The 17,004-nt window shown below is 68.3% G+C and carries 17 protein-coding genes; 16 read left to right on the top strand and 1 reads right to left on the bottom strand.

What is annotated here, in order from left to right:
• Window positions 1-39: 39 nt before the first annotated feature.
• The 12 genes from LQD00_RS14720 (at window position 40) to LQD00_RS14665 (ending at window position 12,933) form a co-directional block, all read left to right on the top strand.
• Window positions 40-1,110 carry a DUF5336 domain-containing protein gene (locus LQD00_RS14720; protein WP_232717929.1) on the top strand — a complete coding sequence of 357 codons (1,071 nt, stop codon included), beginning with the start codon at window positions 40-42 and terminating at the stop codon, window positions 1,108-1,110.
• A gap of 161 nt (window positions 1,111-1,271) precedes the next feature.
• Window positions 1,272-2,849: a cell division protein PerM gene (locus tag LQD00_RS14715; RefSeq protein WP_406567029.1), complete on the top strand. Its 1,578-nt coding sequence runs from the start codon at window positions 1,272-1,274 to the stop codon at window positions 2,847-2,849.
• Window positions 2,850-2,894: 45 nt separating this feature from the next.
• A complete protein-coding gene (gene purN / locus LQD00_RS14710; protein ID WP_232717927.1) occupies window positions 2,895-3,518 on the top strand; it encodes a phosphoribosylglycinamide formyltransferase in 624 nt (207 codons plus the stop codon).
• Window positions 3,515-5,089, top strand: coding sequence for a bifunctional phosphoribosylaminoimidazolecarboxamide formyltransferase/IMP cyclohydrolase (gene purH / locus LQD00_RS14705; RefSeq protein WP_232717926.1), 1,575 nt, complete (start codon window positions 3,515-3,517; stop codon window positions 5,087-5,089). Before purN ends, purH begins: the two co-directional genes overlap by 4 nt.
• Complete coding sequence (locus LQD00_RS14700) at window positions 5,076-5,819, top strand: sulfite exporter TauE/SafE family protein (protein ID WP_232717996.1); 744 nt, start codon at window positions 5,076-5,078, stop codon at window positions 5,817-5,819. Before purH ends, LQD00_RS14700 begins: the two co-directional genes overlap by 14 nt.
• Before the next feature lie 279 nt (window positions 5,820-6,098).
• Window positions 6,099-7,037: a TauD/TfdA dioxygenase family protein gene (locus tag LQD00_RS14695; protein ID WP_232717925.1), complete on the top strand. Its 939-nt coding sequence runs from the start codon at window positions 6,099-6,101 to the stop codon at window positions 7,035-7,037.
• Between the two features lie 165 nt (window positions 7,038-7,202).
• Entirely contained in the window at window positions 7,203-7,586 is a 384-nt protein-coding gene (locus LQD00_RS14690; RefSeq protein WP_232717924.1) for an ArsR/SmtB family transcription factor, read from the top strand.
• The gene (locus LQD00_RS14685) at window positions 7,583-8,077 is read left to right on the top strand and encodes an SRPBCC domain-containing protein (protein WP_232717923.1); all 495 of its coding nucleotides are present in this window, start codon (window positions 7,583-7,585) and stop codon (window positions 8,075-8,077) included. The genes LQD00_RS14690 and LQD00_RS14685 overlap by 4 nt, the downstream gene beginning before the upstream one ends.
• Before the next feature lie 3 nt (window positions 8,078-8,080).
• Window positions 8,081-8,668, top strand: coding sequence for a maleylpyruvate isomerase N-terminal domain-containing protein (locus LQD00_RS14680; protein ID WP_232717922.1), 588 nt, complete (start codon window positions 8,081-8,083; stop codon window positions 8,666-8,668).
• 96 nt (window positions 8,669-8,764) lie between these two features.
• On the top strand, window positions 8,765-10,210 hold the full coding sequence (locus LQD00_RS14675; RefSeq protein ID WP_232717921.1) for a sigma 54-interacting transcriptional regulator: 1,446 nt from the start codon (window positions 8,765-8,767) through the stop codon (window positions 10,208-10,210).
• 11 nt (window positions 10,211-10,221) lie between these two features.
• Window positions 10,222-12,225, top strand: a complete 2,004-nt coding sequence (locus LQD00_RS14670) for a vWA domain-containing protein (protein ID WP_232717920.1) — start codon at window positions 10,222-10,224, stop codon at window positions 12,223-12,225.
• Between the two features lie 69 nt (window positions 12,226-12,294).
• Window positions 12,295-12,933: a DUF1707 SHOCT-like domain-containing protein gene (locus LQD00_RS14665; protein WP_232717919.1), complete on the top strand. Its 639-nt coding sequence runs from the start codon at window positions 12,295-12,297 to the stop codon at window positions 12,931-12,933.
• A 25-nt stretch (window positions 12,934-12,958) separates the two neighbouring features.
• Here the strand turns inward: LQD00_RS14665 and LQD00_RS14660 are convergent, their stop codons facing one another.
• Window positions 12,959-13,894, bottom strand: coding sequence for an AEC family transporter (locus LQD00_RS14660; protein WP_232717918.1), 936 nt, complete (start codon window positions 13,892-13,894; stop codon window positions 12,959-12,961).
• A 62-nt stretch (window positions 13,895-13,956) separates the two neighbouring features.
• Here LQD00_RS14660 and LQD00_RS14655 point away from each other — a divergent pair, with 62 nt between their 5' ends.
• The 4 genes from LQD00_RS14655 to LQD00_RS14640 all read left to right on the top strand — a co-directional run bounded on the left by LQD00_RS14655 (window position 13,957) and on the right by LQD00_RS14640 (window position 16,942).
• On the top strand, window positions 13,957-14,709 hold the full coding sequence (locus LQD00_RS14655; RefSeq protein WP_232717917.1) for a DUF4190 domain-containing protein: 753 nt from the start codon (window positions 13,957-13,959) through the stop codon (window positions 14,707-14,709).
• 147 nt (window positions 14,710-14,856) lie between these two features.
• Window positions 14,857-15,858: a DUF4190 domain-containing protein gene (locus tag LQD00_RS14650; protein WP_232717916.1), complete on the top strand. Its 1,002-nt coding sequence runs from the start codon at window positions 14,857-14,859 to the stop codon at window positions 15,856-15,858.
• 177 nt (window positions 15,859-16,035) lie between these two features.
• Window positions 16,036-16,209 (top strand): 50S ribosomal protein L32, encoded by a 174-nt coding sequence (gene rpmF, locus LQD00_RS14645; RefSeq protein WP_005193867.1) that lies wholly within the window; start codon window positions 16,036-16,038, stop codon window positions 16,207-16,209.
• Between the two features lie 124 nt (window positions 16,210-16,333).
• Window positions 16,334-16,942 (top strand): trimeric intracellular cation channel family protein, encoded by a 609-nt coding sequence (locus LQD00_RS14640; RefSeq protein WP_006867757.1) that lies wholly within the window; start codon window positions 16,334-16,336, stop codon window positions 16,940-16,942.
• Window positions 16,943-17,004 lie beyond the last annotated feature (62 nt).

Raw genomic sequence — 17,004 nt, 5'->3', positions numbered from 1 at the left:
GAGCCAGATAACCCAGACGAGCCGACCAGGAGATCGCCAATGACGTATCCAACGGGGGGCTACGGGCAACAGCCCGAGTCCGGACAGTCCCACGGCCAGTACGGCCAGCAGTACCCGCAGAGCGGTCAGCAGAGTTACGGGCAGAGCCCCCAGCAGGGCTACGGACAGCAGTACGGTCAGAATCCGCAGCAGGGTTACGGCCAGCAGTACGGACAGCAGCAGGGCTACGGCCAGCAGCAGTACGGCCAGAATCCGCAGCAGGGCTACGGACAGTACGGCTACGGCCAGCAGCAGCCGGTGAAACCGCCGAGCCAGGGTCTGCCCGCGATCACCCCGACGATCCTGGCCGGTGTCATCGGTCTGTTCGGTCTCGTCGTGCTGTTCTCCGGCTTCCTTCCCGCAGCCAAGGCCTACGGCGAGTCGGCCAAGGTCTTCCAGATCGACTACATCGGGCCGTACTCGCTTGCCGCGGCCGGCGGAATCCTGGCGCTGTTCGCTCTGATCCCCGGGGTCAAGTCGCCGGCGGCCACCGTCGCCGCCCTGAACATCCCGGCATTTCTGATCGCGCTGTTCATCCTCGTCAGCGCCGACTACGACAACGGCGCCGGCGCCATCGTCCTGCTGATCTTGTCGCTGCTGTCGGCTCTGCTCGCCGTCGCCTGGGTGCTCATCGACTCCGGCTTCATCAAGGTTGCCCCGGCCGCCGGCACGGGCGTCGCATCCGGTTCGGCGACGTCGGGTGCTTCGGAGGTATCGTCCGCGGCCCAGCAGTCGAGCGCGCAGGAGACCGGACAGTCCTCCGCATACGGCACCGGTCAGTCCCAGTATGGCCAGCAGGGCTCGGCGAACTACGACCCGTCGGCGTACTCGCAGGCTCCCGGCACCGGCCAGAGCTACTCGAGCGCCCAGTCCGGCCAGGCGTCGGCACCGGGCGAGTCCGGCTACGGCGGTTACACCCCGGGGCAGTACTCGGCAGGCGCCTCCGGTGCGTCGTCCGGTGCTGCGCAGTCGGGTGGCGCCTCCGCGAGTGAGTCCGAGGCCGGCCAGGCCGCCGATCACTCGACCACGGTCTTCCAGAAGCCCGAACCGCCCACCAGTAGCGGTAGCTGATCCAGACACCGAGAGTGCCCCGTCGACACGCGTCGGCGGGGCACTATCGATTCCGGGCACTGTCGTTCTCAAGCGCGTGTCCGCGGTGACCTGAGACGCTTTCCGTCTCATCGCGGCGCGTCTCCGACGGCCCGGCGGCCGACCATGCCACGCTCATGACGATGCCCACCTTCAGGCCCGACTCGACCGCGGACAACCTCGCGTCGCAGCTGCGTGCGCTGCGACGATCCCGTCGTGCCCAGCGCAACGACGTCGAGGGTTCGGCCCGGCAGCTGGCCGTGGTCGCGTTCACCGTTCCCGCGCTCGCCCTGGTCACGCTCATCGTCGTGATGCTGACGGTGCTGCTGCTCGCGGGCAGCGGACTCACCGGCCTGCCCAGTGCGATCGCCTCGAGCTGGCTGGCGATCCACCAGGTGCCGGTCACCATCAGCGGGGTCACGATCGGTGTCCTGCCGTTGCTGCCGACCCTGGTCGTCGCGATCGGCACCGCCCGTCTCACGGCCCGCGCGATCGGTGGGAGCGGACCGAGGCAACGATCGGCACACGACCTGTTCGACGTCGGGGCGGTGGTGTGTTCGGCGATCGTGGGCCCGCTCCTGATCACCGCGATGTCGCTGGCGATCGTGATGGACGGCGGATCGGTGCTGCCGGTGCAGACGCCCAATGCGCTGATCGCCTTCGCCTACACGATCGGCATCCACGGCGGAGCCGCGCTGGCCGGTGTCACGTGGGTCCGACGACACGACTTCGCGGCCCGGTGGGGGATGTCCTACGCCGACCGCCGCGGCTTCCGATACGGCCTCGTTGCCGTTCTGGCCCTCGTGGTGGCCGGCGCGGTCCTGGTGTGCCTGCGCATGCTGATGCGGCACACCCAGATCGGCGAGCTGATCGACACCGGCTATGACTTCGACGGCTTCCTCGGGCTCAGCCTGCTGTCCCTGATGTATCTGCCGAACCTGATGATCGGCGCGACCGCGGTCCTCGTCGGCTCCGATGTGCAGATCGGTGCGATGACCGTCGACCTGTTCACCGTCCGCGGTGGAGCGGTCCCGCCCGTACCCGCCCTCGCGGTCCTGCCCGAGGGCACCGGTGCGGGCAGCTGGGGCTTCCTCGGCCTGATCGCCCCCGCCGCCGTCGCGGCCTTCGTGGGCTGGCGCTGCCGCGACCTGAACCCGGTCGCCCATGTGCGCTCGATCGGCGTAGCCGCCGCCGTCGCCGCCTCGGCCATGGCGATCCTGACCGCGGCCGCCGGCGGAACCCTGGGCGAGTTCGGCGACGTCGCGGTCACCGTCTCCGCGGCCGGCGTCTTCACGCTCGGCTGGATCGCGGTCATCGGCATCCTCCTCGCGATCGTCTACGCCTTCCTACCGTCGACCCGGGCCGCCCGCGCCGCAGTGGGGGACGAGTACTTCGACGACCCCGACGACCTCGGCTTCGAAGACGAATACGTCATCGTCGCCGACCTCGACGAGGACGACGAGTACGTCGAGTACACCGACGCCGACGGAGAGTACGACGAGGCCGACGGTGACGACGGCGAGTACGAGGACGGCGAGTACGAGGAAGCGGAGTACGAGGACGCCGTCTACGAGGACGGCGGGTTCGAGCCCGCCGCAGCCGACGACGCCGCGCCGTCGGCCAACCGGATCCCGGCCGAGGATCTCGACGACAGCGACCTCGTCGACGACGCCGACTATGACCTCTACCCGGGAACACCCGGTGCCGGCCGTCGGCGCTGAGACCCGCCGATCCCCGCTCGACGTGCTGCTATTAGGCTCGCAGGCGTGACATCTGAGACCGCGCCCGTACGAACACCCGTCGTGGTGATGGCGTCGGGTACCGGTTCTCTGCTCGAGTCGCTGCTCGCCCGCGCCGCCGCCGACGATGCCCCGTTCACTGTCGCGGCCATCGTCGTCGACCGCGTCTGCCGGGCCCAGGAGATCGCGCATCGCAACGAGATCCCGCTGATCACCTGCCGCGTCGCCGACCACGCCGACCGCGCCGCGTGGGACGCCGCGCTCACCGAGGCGGTCGCCGCCGTCGATCCCGGCTGGGTGGTCACCGCGGGCTTCATGAAGATCCTGGGTTCCGCGTTCCTCGAACGCTTCGGTGGACGGATCGTCAACAGCCATCCCGCCCTGCTGCCGGCATTCCCCGGGGCACACGGTGTGCCCGAGGCACTCGACTACGGCGTCAAGGTCACCGGTGCGACCGTCCATCTCGTGGACGAAGGCGTCGACACCGGCCCGATCCTGGCGCAGCAGGTGGTCACGGTCGACGACGACGACACCGTCGACACCTTGCACGAACGCATCAAGACGGTCGAGCGCGTGTTGCTCGCCGAAGTGGTGACCGCACTGGTCACCCGTGGAGTAGTCATCGATGGACGAAAGGCCCGCATCCCGTGAACACACAGCCCGCTGACAGCGCCCGCCGACCCATCCGGCGCGCGCTGGTGAGTGTCTACGACAAGAGCGGCCTGGCCGATCTCGCGACCGCACTCCAGGCCGCCGGTGTGGAGATCGTCTCGACGGGATCGACCGCCAAGACCATCGCCGACGCCGGTGTCCCGGTCGTCGAGGTCTCGACCCTGACCGGCTTCCCCGAATGCCTCGACGGCCGCGTGAAGACCCTGCACCCGAAGGTGCACGCCGGCATCCTCGCCGACACCCGCAAGGACGACCACGTCGCCCAGCTCGCCGAATTGGGTGTCGCCGCATTCGATCTCGTCGTCGTGAACCTCTACCCGTTCACCGCGACCGTCGCCTCGGGCGCGACCCCCGACGAGTGCATCGAGCAGATCGACATCGGTGGCCCGTCGATGGTGCGCGGCGCGGCCAAGAACCACCCGTCGGTGGCCGTCGTGACCAGCCCCGATGACTACGGACAGGTGACCGAGGCGATCTCGGCCGGCGGGTTCACCCTCGCCGACCGGAAGAAGCTGGCCGCCAAGGCGTTTCGCCACACCGCCGACTACGACGTGGCCGTCGCCTCGTGGATGTCGAGTGTCGTCGCGCCCGAGGACGATTCGCAGTTCCCGATCTGGGCCGGTGCCACCTGGAACCGTTCGGCCGTGCTGCGTTACGGCGAGAACCCGCACCAGGCCGCCGCTCTCTACGTCGGCAACGCCGGGGAAGGTGGCCTCGCCACCGCCGAGCAGCTGCACGGCAAGGAGATGAGTTACAACAACTACACCGACGCCGACGCCGCGTGGCGCGCCGCCTACGACTTCGAGGCCCCGGCGGTCGCGATCATCAAGCACGCCAACCCATGTGGCATCGCGGTCGGCGCCGACATCGCCGACGCGCACCGCAAGGCCCACGCCTGCGACCCGGTCAGCGCCTACGGCGGCGTGATCGCGGCGAACCGCGAGATCACAGTCGAGATGGCCGAACAGGTTGCCGAGATCTTCACCGAGGTCATCGTCGCGCCGGGCTTCGCCGACGGCGCCCTCTCGGTCCTGACCCGTAAGAAGAACATCCGCGTGCTGATCGCGACACCGCCGTCGGCGACCGGGGTCGAGACCAAGCCGGTCTCGGGTGGTCTGCTGATCCAGCAGCGCGACGTCATCGACGCCGAGGGCGACAACCCCGAGAACTGGAACCTCGTCGCCGGCCCGCCGGCTGACGCCCAGACCCTCGCGGATCTCGAATTCGCTTGGCGCGCCTGCCGTTCGGTGAAGTCGAACGCCATCCTCCTGGCCTCCGACGGCGCCTCGGTCGGCGTCGGCATGGGTCAGGTCAACCGTGTCGACTCCGCTCACCTCGCCGTCCAGCGGGCCGGCGATCGCGCGGCCGGGTCCGTCGGTGCGTCGGATGCCTTCTTCCCGTTCCCGGACGGTCTGCAGGTGCTGCTGTCGGCGGGCGTCAAGGCGGTCGTGCAGCCGGGCGGGTCGATCCGTGACAACGAGGTCATCGAGGCGGCCAACGAGGCGGGCGTGACGCTCTACCTCACCGGGGCACGTCATTTCGCTCACTGATCTCGCACTACTGGTCGTCGCCGGCTTCGGCGCGGGCCTGATCGGGTACATCACCGGGCTGGCGTCCATCGTCAGCTACCCCGCACTCCTCGCGGTCGGTCTCACCCCGATCGCGGCGAACGTGACCAACACGGTCGCACTCGTCGCGGTCGGGGTGGGCAGCACCGCCCAGTCGGGGAGGGCCCTGCTCGACGGCGACCGGCGCCGCCTCGTCATCGGGCTGATCGCAGCCCTGATCGGCGGGACCATCGGTGCGGTCCTGCTGCTCCTCACGCCCGCCGAGGCCTTCGAGGCGATGGTCCCGTTCCTGGTGGCCATCGCCGCCACAGCCCTACTCGTGCAACCGGTCCTGCGGCGGTGGGCGACCTCGCACGCCGAACGTCCGTGGGTGTTCATCGTCGGGCTGACGCTGATCTGCATCTACGGCGGCTATTTCGGCGCCGGCGCGGGCATCATGATCCTGGCCCTGATGCTGGTGGTCACCAGCGAGCCGCTCTGGCGTGCGGCACTGTCGAAGTCGTTGTTCCTCGGCGTCGCCAATGCGGTCGCCGCGGTCGGCTTCATGATCTTCGGGCCCGTCGACTGGTGGGCGGCTCTCGCGATGGCCATCGGCTGTCTGCTCGGCGGCTGGTGCGGACCACCGGTCGTCAAACGCCTGCCCGCCGGTCCGCTGCGGATCGTGGTCGGACTGTGCGGTCTCGGCCTCGCGGTGTGGCTCGCGGTCGGCTGAGCGTCGCGTCGCCGCCGCGGGGTGTTTTCCTCACCCTGGGCGCAACCCTGTCCGAGCGGTCGACGGGAGATTAAAAAGTACGGGTGTCCGTTCTCGTCCTGTCTTCCCCGCACCACGACTGCTCGTCGAGCATGTCGTGTACCGGGCCGGCGGACGGAACGGAGTCGATGCATCTGATGACGGTCCACTCGATGAACTGGTCCGACGGATCCCACCACGGATCCCCGCCGGCGGCTGTTGCTCCTCGCCACCACCAGTCATCCCCGAGAAGGAACCCTCATGACCATCTCCCATCCCGTTTCTGACGTCCGCGCCACTGCTGTTCGGACTTTTGCTGCTCGGACCGCCGCTCCGGCCGCCGGCATCGTCTCCTCGGGCGTCGAGCTCGACGTCGATGAGTTCGGCCCCACCTTCGGTGCCGAGATCCGCGGTCTCGACGTCGCGACGGCCTCGGACGACGAGGTGCGGGCCATCCGTCAGGCGTTGATCGACTACAAGGTCATCGTGCTGCGGAACCAGGATCTCGACGACGCGTCGCACATAGAGTTCGGAAACCGGCTGGGTGACCTCACCTTCGGACATCCGGTGTGGGACAGCGGGGACGTGCCCGACGAGGTCTACGAACTCGACAGCGCCGACAACGGATTCGCCGACGTGTGGCACACCGACGTGACGTTCATGCCGCGTCCGCCGATGGGTTCTATCCTGCGTCCGGTCGTGCTGCCGCGCAACGGTGGTGACACCAACTGGGCCGACGCCGAACTCGCGTATCAGTCGCTGTCCGAGCCGATCCGACGCCTCGTCGACGGGCTGACGGCCGTGCACGACGGCAGCCGCGAATTCGGCTACTACCTCAAGCAACGTCGCGACGGACGCGGAAACACCTGGGACGGCAAAGAAGTCACCGAGCTCGTGCCGGTGAGTCATCCGGTGGTGCGGGTGCATCCGGAGACCGGCCGCAAGTCGCTGTTCGTCAACCCGGGCTTCACCTCGCACATCGAGGGCGTCTCGGAGGCCGAGAGCCGTGGCATCCTCGACCTGCTCTACGCACACATCACCAAGCCCGAGCACATCGTCCGCCACCGCTGGCGTCTCGGCGACCTGGTGCTGTGGGACAACCGCAACACCTTGCACTACGCCAACCGCGACTACGGCGACAACCGCCGGGTCATGCACCGCATCACGCTGCGCGGTGACGCGCCCGTCGGACCTGCCTGAGCCGCCTGCCTGAGCACTGACCCGAGATCCCGCTGCTGTTCTGCCCGCTGACCGGGCCGAACAGGCAGCGGGATTTTTCTTGCCCTCTTATTCAACCAAGGGGTTGACAACGGTTCCGGACGGGCGCATCGTTGTATTCAACCGAACGGTTGAGGAGGACGGGGAATGGCAGACGAGCTGTCCAAGGTGTTCGCCGCACTCGCTGACCCCACCCGACGCGACATGGTCGCGCGACTGGCGGTGTCCGACGCGACGGTCTCCCAGCTCGCCGAACCGTACGACGTCAGCATCCAGGCGGTCTCCAAGCATCTGAAGGTGCTCGAGGACGCCGGCCTGGTCACCCGAACCCGGGAGGCCCAGAAACGTCCGGTCCATCTGGAAGCAGAGGTGTTCGACCTCATGACCAAGTGGATCGAGCGATACCGACAGCGGGCGGAGGAGCGCTACCAGCGCCTCGACGCACTGCTCGCGGAGATGAACGACGGCCCCGAGGCGGAACGTCCCGAGGTCGAGCACGAGAAGACAACCAGGAAAGGAAAGGCGTCATGAGCACCACCGCAACCCGCTACCCCGAGGCCGCGATCGAAGCCGACAAGGAGGTGCCGATCATCCGGATCACCCGCGACTTCCGAGGCACCCCGGCCCAACTCGTCAAGCTCCACACCGATCCCGAACTGTTCGTCCGCTGGAACGGTCCGGATTCGGTCTCCAGCCGGGTCGTCGAATGGGATGCCCGCGACGGTGGCGCCTGGCGATACGTGTCGACCCACGAAGGGCAGGACCACGAGTTCCGTGGCTGCTTCCACACCATCGGCGAGGACAAGATCGTGCAGACCTTCACGTGGATGGGGATGCCGGACCAGGTGTCGCTGGAGACGATGTGGTTCGAGGATCTCGGCGACGGAACCACCCGCCTGCACGCCCAATCCCTGTGCGACAGCTTCGCCGACCGCGACGCCTGGTTGTCGTCGGGGATGGAGGTCGGCGTCAACGAGGGGTACGCCGCCCTCGACAAGTTGCTCGAGTCCGGCGAGGTCTGAACCGTGTCGCTGACCGAACTCGACCCCGCCGACCGGCATCGGGAGGTCGCGGCCGGATTCGCCGACGTGATCGCAGGCGTCTCCGACTGGGATGCCCCGACGCCGGTCGGCGGGTGGGTCGCTCGTGACGTCGTGGCCCACCTCGTCGACTGGTTCACCGGGTTCCTCGACGCCGGCGGTGTGCGGTTGCCGGGAGGTCCTTCGGTCGCGGACGATCCCGCGGGGGCATGGTCGGCGCATGCGGCCGCCGTGCAGGGTCTGCTCGACGGCCGGTCGGCGGGGGAGACGTTCAGCCACCCGATGGCAGGGGAGCACCGCCTCGCCGACGCGGTCGACCGGTTCTACACCGCGGACGTGTACATGCACTCCTGGGATCTCGCCCGGTCGCAGGGCGTCACCCCGGACCTCGACCCCGGCTACGCCGGGATGCTGCTCGACGGGATGATCCCCATCGACGAGCTGCTGCGGAGCTCGGGGCAGTACGGGCCCGCGGTCGAGGTGCCGGCCGACACCGACGCCGTCAGCCGCCTGATGGGCTTCGTCGGTCGCGACCCGGCCTGGTCGCCGGGCCCCGGTCCCTCCGCCGGCTGAGCCCCGGTTCCCCTGCCGGCTGAGCCCCGGTTCCCCTGCCGGCTGAGCCTCGTCGAAGCCCGTACGGCACGCACGCACATCACAACTCGGAGTAGCGTGGATCACGTGCCAGAGGACAACTTCACCACCCATGGTTCTCAGTCGACCGAAACCCGCCACCCGTCACCCCGCACCCTGGGTGAACTGCGTGCCGGCGGCCACGTGCAGCGCAGCGTGCGCGACGAGATCCGCAACAACCTGCTGACCGCTCTCCGCGAGGGCCGCGACCCCTGGCCGGGGATCGTCGGCTTCGAGGCCACCGTCATCCCGCAGCTCGAACGTGCGCTCATCGCCGGCCACGACGTCGTCATGCTCGGTGAGCGCGGCCAGGGCAAGACCCGCATCCTGCGCACCCTCGTCGGACTCCTCGACGAGTGGACGCCGGTGATCGCCGGTTCCGAGCTCGGCGAGCACCCGTACGAGCCGATCACCCCGGCGTCGATCCGCAAGGCCGCCAACCTGCTCGACGATCTGCCCATCGAATGGCGGCACCGTTCGCAGCGGTACAGCGAGAAGCTGGCCACCCCGGACACGTCGGTGGCCGACCTCGTCGGCGACATCGACCCCATGAAGGTGGCCGAGGGTCGCAGTCTGGGTGATCCGGAGACCATCCACTTCGGCCTCATCCCGCGCGCACACCGCGGCATCGTCGCGATCAACGAACTCCCGGATCTCGCCGAGCGCATCCAGGTGTCGATGCTCAACGTGATGGAGGAGCGCGACATCCAGGTCCGTGGCTACACGCTGCGGCTCCCACTCGACGTGCTCGTGATGGCGAGCGCGAACCCGGAGGACTACACCAACCGCGGACGCATCATCACCCCGCTGAAGGACCGATTCGGCGCCGAGATCCGTACGCACTACCCGCTCGAACTCGACGACGAGGTCGCCGTCATCGAGCAGGAGGCCGACCTCACCGCGAGTGTCCCGACGTTCATCACCGAGATCCTGGCACGCTTCACCCGCTACGCCCGCGACCACCCGTCCATCGACCAGCGGTCGGGTGTCTCCGCTCGCTTCTCGATCGCAGCCGCCGAAACCGTTGCCGCAGCGGCACTTCACCGCGCGGCGGTCACCGGCGAGGAGCAGGCTGTCGCGCGCGTCGTCGACCTCGAGCCGGTGGTCGAGGTGCTGCGCGGCAAGGTCGAGTTCGAGTCCGGCGAAGAGGGGCGCGAACTGGAGATCCTCGAGCACCTCATGCGCAAGTCCGTTGCCGACACCGTCCGCGCGCACCTCGGCGGGATCGACATGGCAGCGCTCGTCGACGCGCTGGAGAACGGTGAACCGGTCGTGACCGGCGACCGTGTCCGGGCCGGCGATTTCCTGGGTTCGATCCCGTCCCCGGAGACCACCGGCGCCGTGCTCGACGCGATCGCCGAGCGTCTCGACGCCGACATCGAGGGCGAGCGGGCGAGTGCCGTCGAATTGGCACTCGAGGGTCTGTTCCTGGCACGTCGGATCGGCAAGGAAGCCGACGAGGCCGGCCAGACCATCTACGGCTGAGGGAGAACACATTGGCGCGCAAGAGCTTCCATCGTTCGCGCTACCAGCGGTACACCGGCGGGCCCGATCCGCTCGCCCCGCCGGTGGATCTGCGCGAGGCGCTGGAGACGATCGGCGACGACGTCATGGCCGGTGCGTCGCCGCAGCGTGCCCTCCGGGAGTTGCTGCGCCGCGGCACCCCGAACATGCGCGGCCTCGACAAGCTCCGGGAACAGGTCAACCGACGCCGGCAGGAACTGCTGAAGAAGCGAAACCTCGACGGCACGTTCGCCGAGATCCGCGAACTGCTCGACCGCGCGGTCCTGGAAGAGCGCAAGCAACTCGCCCGCGACCTCGACGACGATGCGCGTTTCGCGGAGATGCAGATCGGCAGCCTGCCACCGTCGACCGCGCAGGCCGTCGAAGAGCTGTCGGAGTACAACTGGCGCAGCCCGCAGGCCCGGGAGGACTACGAGAAGATCAAGGACCTCCTCGGCCGCGAGCTGCTCGACCAGCGGTTCGCCGGCATGAAGGAGGCGCTCGAAGGCGCCACCGAGGCCGACCGGCAACGGGTCTTGGACATGCTCAAGGACCTCAACGAGCTACTCGAGGCGCACAACCGCGGCGAGGACACGTCGGAGAAGTTCGACGAGTTCATGGACTCCCACGGAGATTTCTTCCCGGAGAACCCGCGCAACACCGAGGAACTCATCGACTCGCTGGCACAACGTGCCGCGGCGGCCCAGCAGTTCTACAACTCGCTGACCCCGGAGCAGCAGGCCGAGCTCGATCAGCTGGCGCAGCAGGCCTTCGGTTCGCCGGACCTGATGAGTCAACTCGCGCAGATGGATTCGCAGCTGCGCGCGGCGCGACCGGGGCTCGACTGGGACAACGCGCAGTCGTTCTCCGGAGACCAGCCGATGGGACTCGGGGAAGGTGCCGCAGCTCTGCGCGACATCTCGGAACTCGAAGCGTTGTCCGAGCAGCTGTCCCAGCAGTACGCCGGCGCCCAGATGGACGACATCGACCTCGACGCACTCGCCCGCCAGCTCGGCGACGAGGCCGCCGTCGACGCACGGATGCTCGCCGAACTCGAGAAGGCGTTGTCGGAACAGGGCTTCTTCGATCGCACCGCGGACGGTCAGCTTCGCCTGAGCCCCAAGGCGATGCGTCAGCTCGGTCAGTCGATCTTCCGCGACATCGCCGAGCAGCTGTCGGGGCGTCGTGGCGACCGCCAGACCCGGCAGACCGGGCTCCTCGGTGAACCCACCGGGGCCAGCCGGGAGTGGGAGTTCGGCGACACCGACCCGTGGGACGTCACCCGCACGGTGTCGAATGCGGTGTTGCGCACCGTCTCCGAGACCACCGAACCGTCGCTCGCGACGACGGAGATGGCGCGCTCAGGTGTGCGGATCGACGTGCGCGACGTCGAGGTCGCCGAGACCGAGAGCCGCACCCAGGCGGCGGTCGTGCTTCTCGTCGACACCTCGTTCTCCATGGAGATGGAGGGTCGCTGGACGCCGATGAAGCGCACCGCGATCGCGTTGAACCATCTGATCTCCACCCGGTTCCGCAGCGACGAACTACATCTCATCGCCTTCGGCCGCTACGCGCGCTCCATCGACATCGCCGAACTGACCGGCTTGCAACCGCGTATGGAACAGGGCACCAACCTGCACCACGCGCTGCTGCTCGCGCAGCGACACCTGCGTCGCTTCCCGAACGCACAGCCGGTGGTCCTGGTGGTCACCGACGGCGAACCCACCGCCCACCTCGACCCCAGCGGCGAGCCGTTCTTCTTCTATCCGCCGCACCCGCAGACGATCGCGTTGACGGTGCGCGAACTCGACCACGTGGCCCGGCTCGGTGCACAGGTCACGTTCTTCCGCCTCGGCGAAGACCCCGGCCTGGCGCACTTCATGGACCAGATCGCCCGCCGGATCGGTGGTCGCGTCGTCGCGCCCGACGTCGACGGTCTCGGTGCCGCGGTGGTCGGTGACTACCTGAAGTCGCGGAAGGGACGTCGACGCGGCTGATCGTCGGGGTCGGCTCAGGGTGGAAATCAGGGTGGTCGGGGCGCGGTGTGGCCACTAGGGTTTCCTGATGTGACCTCCTCCGGCGATCTACCCGTACCCGACGATCGACGGGCGCGTCTGCGTGCTGCCGACGCCGATCGGGAACTGGTACACGAAATCCTGTCCGCAGCCATGGCCCACGGCAGCCTCTCCCTCGTCGAGTACGAGGAGCGCGCGGGAAAAGCGGTGATGGCCAAGACCTTCGGTGATCTCGACGAGCTGACCGACGACCTCCCGGTCGCGCAGCTCGGCGTGGCGATGCCGGCGTCGTCGATGTCACCGGGCCCGCGGGTGACCGGCGGGAGCTCCGACGTCGCGGTGCGCCATCGGCTGGCGATCATGTCGGGCAGCGAGCTGTCGGGGACCGCGGTGGTCGCCGACGCCCTCACCGCCACGGCGATCATGGGCGGCGTCGAGATCGACCTGCGCGAGGTCGAGTTCACCGCACCCGTTCTCACCATCGAATGCGTCGTGATCATGGGTGGCGTGGAGGTCAAGGTTCCGGAAGGCGTGACCGTCGAGGTCGGCGGACTGGGGATCATGGGCGGCTTCGGCGGCAAGTCGCACAAGTCTCCCCGCCCGGGTGCACCGGTCGTGCGCGTGACCGGGTTCGCCCTGATGGGCGGCGTCGAGGTGAAGGTCGTGCCGCGCGAACACCCTGACGCGTGACGGTGCCGTCCGGCGCGGCAGGTCCTCAGGCGAGCAGTAAGGCGATGACGGCGATCGCCGGGATCGATGCGAGCGTGGTGATCAGCGCGGTGTCCCGGGCGATGATCTGTCCCCGTCGGTAGCGGGTGGCGTAGACAAGGACGTTCTGGGCCGTCGGCAGCGCGGCGATCACGACCTGGGCGAACAGCGCCTGACCGGTCTGACCGAACCCCCATTTCGCGATCGCGTACACGGTCAGCGGCATCACGACCATCTTCAGTACGGCGGCGAGTGCGATGTCGCGGCGCGGACTCTCACCCTTCTTGAACACCTGGACGCCGGTGAGCGACATACCGAAGGCCAGCAGCGCCGCCGGCACCGACGCGTCGCCGAGCATCTTCAGCGGCGACATCACGGCCGCCGGCGGCATCAACCCGAGCACCGACACGATCAGTCCGGCGATCCCGCCGACGACGATCGGGTTGGTCATCGGGGCGATCAGCGAATTGCGGATGAGGGAACGGCCTGCGGTGGGTTCGAGGGCGGTGAGGTCGAGCGTCACCAGCGCGATCGGCGACAGGATGAGGATCTGGAACATCAGCAGCGGCGCGATGAACGACGCGTCGTCGAGGACGAAGATCGCAATCGGCAGACCGAGATTGACGCTGTTGACATACGACGACGCGAGCGATCCGATGACCAGTTCCGGCACGGGGCGTCGTAGCCACAACTTGGCGATGACGAGATAGATGCCTGCGATGAGAAATGCGCTGCCGCCGGCGATGACCAGCGTCGAGGAGAAGATCACCGACAGATCCGAGGTGACCAGCGAATGGAACAGCAGTGCCGGAGTGAAGACGAAGAACACCAGGCGGGACAGGACCTCGTGCGCGTGATCGCCGAGCACGTGCGTCCGACCCAGTAGATAGCCGACCCCGACTACTATGAAGATCACCGTGAAGCCGGAGATGACGCCAGACACCGCTCGAGTCTATTCATTAGGGTGAGGAACGGATTTATCGGATCGAACGAGGGGGTTTGCGGGTGTCATATCCACCAGGACAGGGATCGGGCCAGGGCCAGGACGACTGGGGGACGGTGCCGGGTTCCGGGTCCGCGGGAGGATCGCAGCCCGGAGGATCGGGTCCGAACCTCAGCAAGGGTGATCAGGCGCAGAGCTCCCCGGACTATGCGCCGACCGAGTTCGCGCAGACCTATCAGCCTGGCCAGTCGTCGGATCCGCAGGGCCAGAATCCGTATGGACAGAACCCCTACGAACAGAACCCCTACGGGCAGAACCCGTATGAGCAGAACCAATACGGTCAGCCCCAGGGCCAGGACCCGTACAACGCGAATCCGTACGGTCAGCCGCCGGGTGCGAACTACGGCCAGTACGGCGACCCGTACCAGGCCGGTCAGGCGCCCGCCTACGGGTCGGCCGCGTACGGCGCCCAGAATCCCTATGGCGCTGCGCCTTACGGCGGGTACGGCTACGGAGCGCCGCAGACCTCCACCAACGGCAAGGCGATCGGCGCACTGATCTGCGGCATCGTCGCCCTGGTGATGCTCGCCGCCTGTTTCCCGCTGGCGCTGCCGCTCGGCATCGCAGGCGTCGTCCTCGGGTTCATGGCCCGACGCGAGGTCGAGCAGTCGGCCGGAACCCAGACCGGTACCGGTATGGGACTGGCCGGGATCATCACCGGCGGGTTGGGAATCCTGGGTGCGATCGTGTGGATCGTGCTCTTCATCATCCTGATCGCCGCCGGCAACTCGATGGACTCGGTCTACTACTACTGAACGAATTTCGGGCCGATCTGAGCCTGCGATCGTCGACTTCAGCCCAGTTCGAGGCGTTTTCTCACTACTCTGTGATCTGCGCAGCCATCGCGCCGCGCACGAACGATCCTCGCGCCGCGACGACGCACGGCTTGTGAAAGGCATCTGATGTCGAACCCGACCGGAGGCGGGGATCCGCAGGATCCGTCCTCCACACCCCAGTCCCAGTCGGATCAGGTGCCGCCGGGTTCGGCACCCGATCCGAATCAGCCCACGTACGAGCCGACGCAGAAGGTGTCGCGGGCGGAGCTCCTCGGCCAGTCCGATGAAACCGGTTCGGAGGAGACCACCGAGCCGGTGCAGTCGACCCCGGGCACCACCACACCCCTGACCTCCACACCGGGCGCCGGCCCGGAGGGCACCGAGGTCGCGCCGTCGCACAGCCCGGCCGACGGCGTCACCCGCGTCATCAGCACCGCGGGCGCATCCGGCCAGACTCCGCCCGCGTCCGCCGCACCGTCCGGTCCGGCGCCGTCGGGGTACGACTCGACGCGCATCATCTCGACGCGGCCGCCGGGTGGGCCCGGTAGACCTGCCGGACCCGGTGGACCTGCTGGACCGGGTGGCCCACCGCAGCCGGGTTACGGCCCGCCGCCGGGATATGGGCTGCAGGGTTACGGACCGCCGGGTCCCGGGCAGCCAGGGCCGCCGCCCGGGTACGGCGGGCCCGGACCATCGGGCTACGGGCAACCGGGAGCACCTGGGCAGCCGGGGCCCGGACCGCAGGGTCGGCCCGGGTACGGTCCGCCGCCGGGCTACCAGTCATACGGACAGCAGCCACACGCCCAGTCGCCGGCGGGGGAGCAGCACGCCGTCGACAATCCCTACGGTGAGAGTCAGGCCGACGGGACCCCGAAGACCAACACTCTCGCGGTGGCGGCGCTGGTCGCCTCGCTGCTCGGTCTCGTGTGCATCGGCATCGGTGGTCTGATCGGGCTCGTGCTGGGCGTCGTGGCGCGCAAACAGATCGCGGCGTCGGGCGGCAGGCAGACCGGCGATGGCCTCGCGCTGACCGCCATCGTCATCGGCTTGTTCATCGTCGTCGTGTGGGTGGCGTACTGGCTGGTCGTACTGTTCACCGGCGTCGAAAGTCCCTGGTCATACATCTGACGCAGACTGCGAACCGTGGCCGTCGACCGCCATTTTGGAGCTGGGCGGTCTCGCCAGGTAGTCTGGTCGGGTTGTGTGCCGCGCCCGCGGGGGCCGATTGGCGCACTGACTCGGGTCGATCGGTGACGCTCTGCGTTGCCAACGGCCACGCAGACCACGTAGGAGAAGGGCTCAACCATGGCTGTACCGAAGCGCCGGATGTCGCGGGCGAACACCCGTAGCCGTCGTTCGCAGTGGAAGGCGGAAAACCCCGCACTGCAGGAAGAAAAGGTCAACGGCGTCCCCGTGCGGATTCCGCGTCGACTCGTGAAGGCCGCTCGCGCGGGCATCATCGATCTGGATCGTCGCTAGCCTTTTCCGGTTGCCGCCTCGGCACCGCGATTTTCACATGGACGGCCGTCCCCGGTAACCCGGGGGCGGCCATTCGTGTGTGGTCGGAGGGGTCGTGGTGCCCGGGTCGTGAGAGGAGTGGAAGGTGCTTCTCGACGTCCTGAACTTCGCGGGTATCGCGGTGTTCGCGGCTTCGGGTGCGATGGTCGGCGTCCGCAAGGACTTCGACATGTGGGGCATCGTCACCGTCGGAGTGCTCACCGGTGTCGGAGGCGGCGTCCTGCGTGACGTGCTACTCGGTATCAACCCGCCCACTTCGGTCGAGAACTACGGCAATGCGCTGACCGCCACGATCGCCAGCCTGCTCGTCTTCGCCTTCCACCCCGCGTTCACCAAACTCCGGAAGTCGATTCTCGTCCTCGACGCCTTCGGCATGGGTCTGTTCGCCGCGACCGGTGCGTCGATCGCGGTCGACGTCGGCGTGAGTTCCTTCGCCGCGACCGCCGTCGGGCTCATGACCGCGATCGGCGGAGGTGTCCTGCGTGACGTGATCTCCAACGAGATCCCACTGCTCCTCCAGCCCGCCGACCTCTACGCGATCCCGGCCCTGCTCGGCGCCACGATCGTTGCGGTCGGCTCGTATCACACCCCCGTGCCCCAGTGGGTCTGGCTGACGGTCGGGTCGATCCTGGCCACCGGCCTGCGCCTGCTCGGCCTGAAGTTCGGCTGGCGTCTCCCGACCGCCCGGAACTGACCCTGCCGCAAACCCACCCCTTTTCGCCAAACCCACCACCCGCTGAGGTGCTGGGTTTGTCC

This window comes from Gordonia metallireducens (assembly GCF_021245825.1).
GTDB classification, from domain to species: domain Bacteria; phylum Actinomycetota; class Actinomycetes; order Mycobacteriales; family Mycobacteriaceae; genus Gordonia; species Gordonia namibiensis.
The sequence above is the reverse complement of the archived record's forward strand: the minus strand, read 5'-3'. Positions and strand labels throughout refer to the sequence as shown.

What these genes read in the sequence shown, in the direction of transcription:
- LQD00_RS14720 (WP_232717929.1), top strand. Translation starts at nt 40, where the DNA reads ATGACGTATCCAACGGGGGGCTACGGGCAACAGCCCGAGTCCGGACAG.
- LQD00_RS14715 (WP_406567029.1), top strand. Translation starts at nt 1,272, where the DNA reads ATGCCCACCTTCAGGCCCGACTCGACCGCGGACAACCTCGCGTCGCAG.
- LQD00_RS14695 (WP_232717925.1), top strand. Translation starts at nt 6,099, where the DNA reads ATGACCATCTCCCATCCCGTTTCTGACGTCCGCGCCACTGCTGTTCGG.
- LQD00_RS14690 (WP_232717924.1), top strand. Translation starts at nt 7,203, where the DNA reads ATGGCAGACGAGCTGTCCAAGGTGTTCGCCGCACTCGCTGACCCCACC.
- LQD00_RS14685 (WP_232717923.1), top strand. Translation starts at nt 7,583, where the DNA reads ATGAGCACCACCGCAACCCGCTACCCCGAGGCCGCGATCGAAGCCGAC.
- LQD00_RS14650 (WP_232717916.1), top strand. Translation starts at nt 14,857, where the DNA reads ATGTCGAACCCGACCGGAGGCGGGGATCCGCAGGATCCGTCCTCCACA.
- rpmF (WP_005193867.1), top strand. Translation starts at nt 16,036, where the DNA reads ATGGCTGTACCGAAGCGCCGGATGTCGCGGGCGAACACCCGTAGCCGT.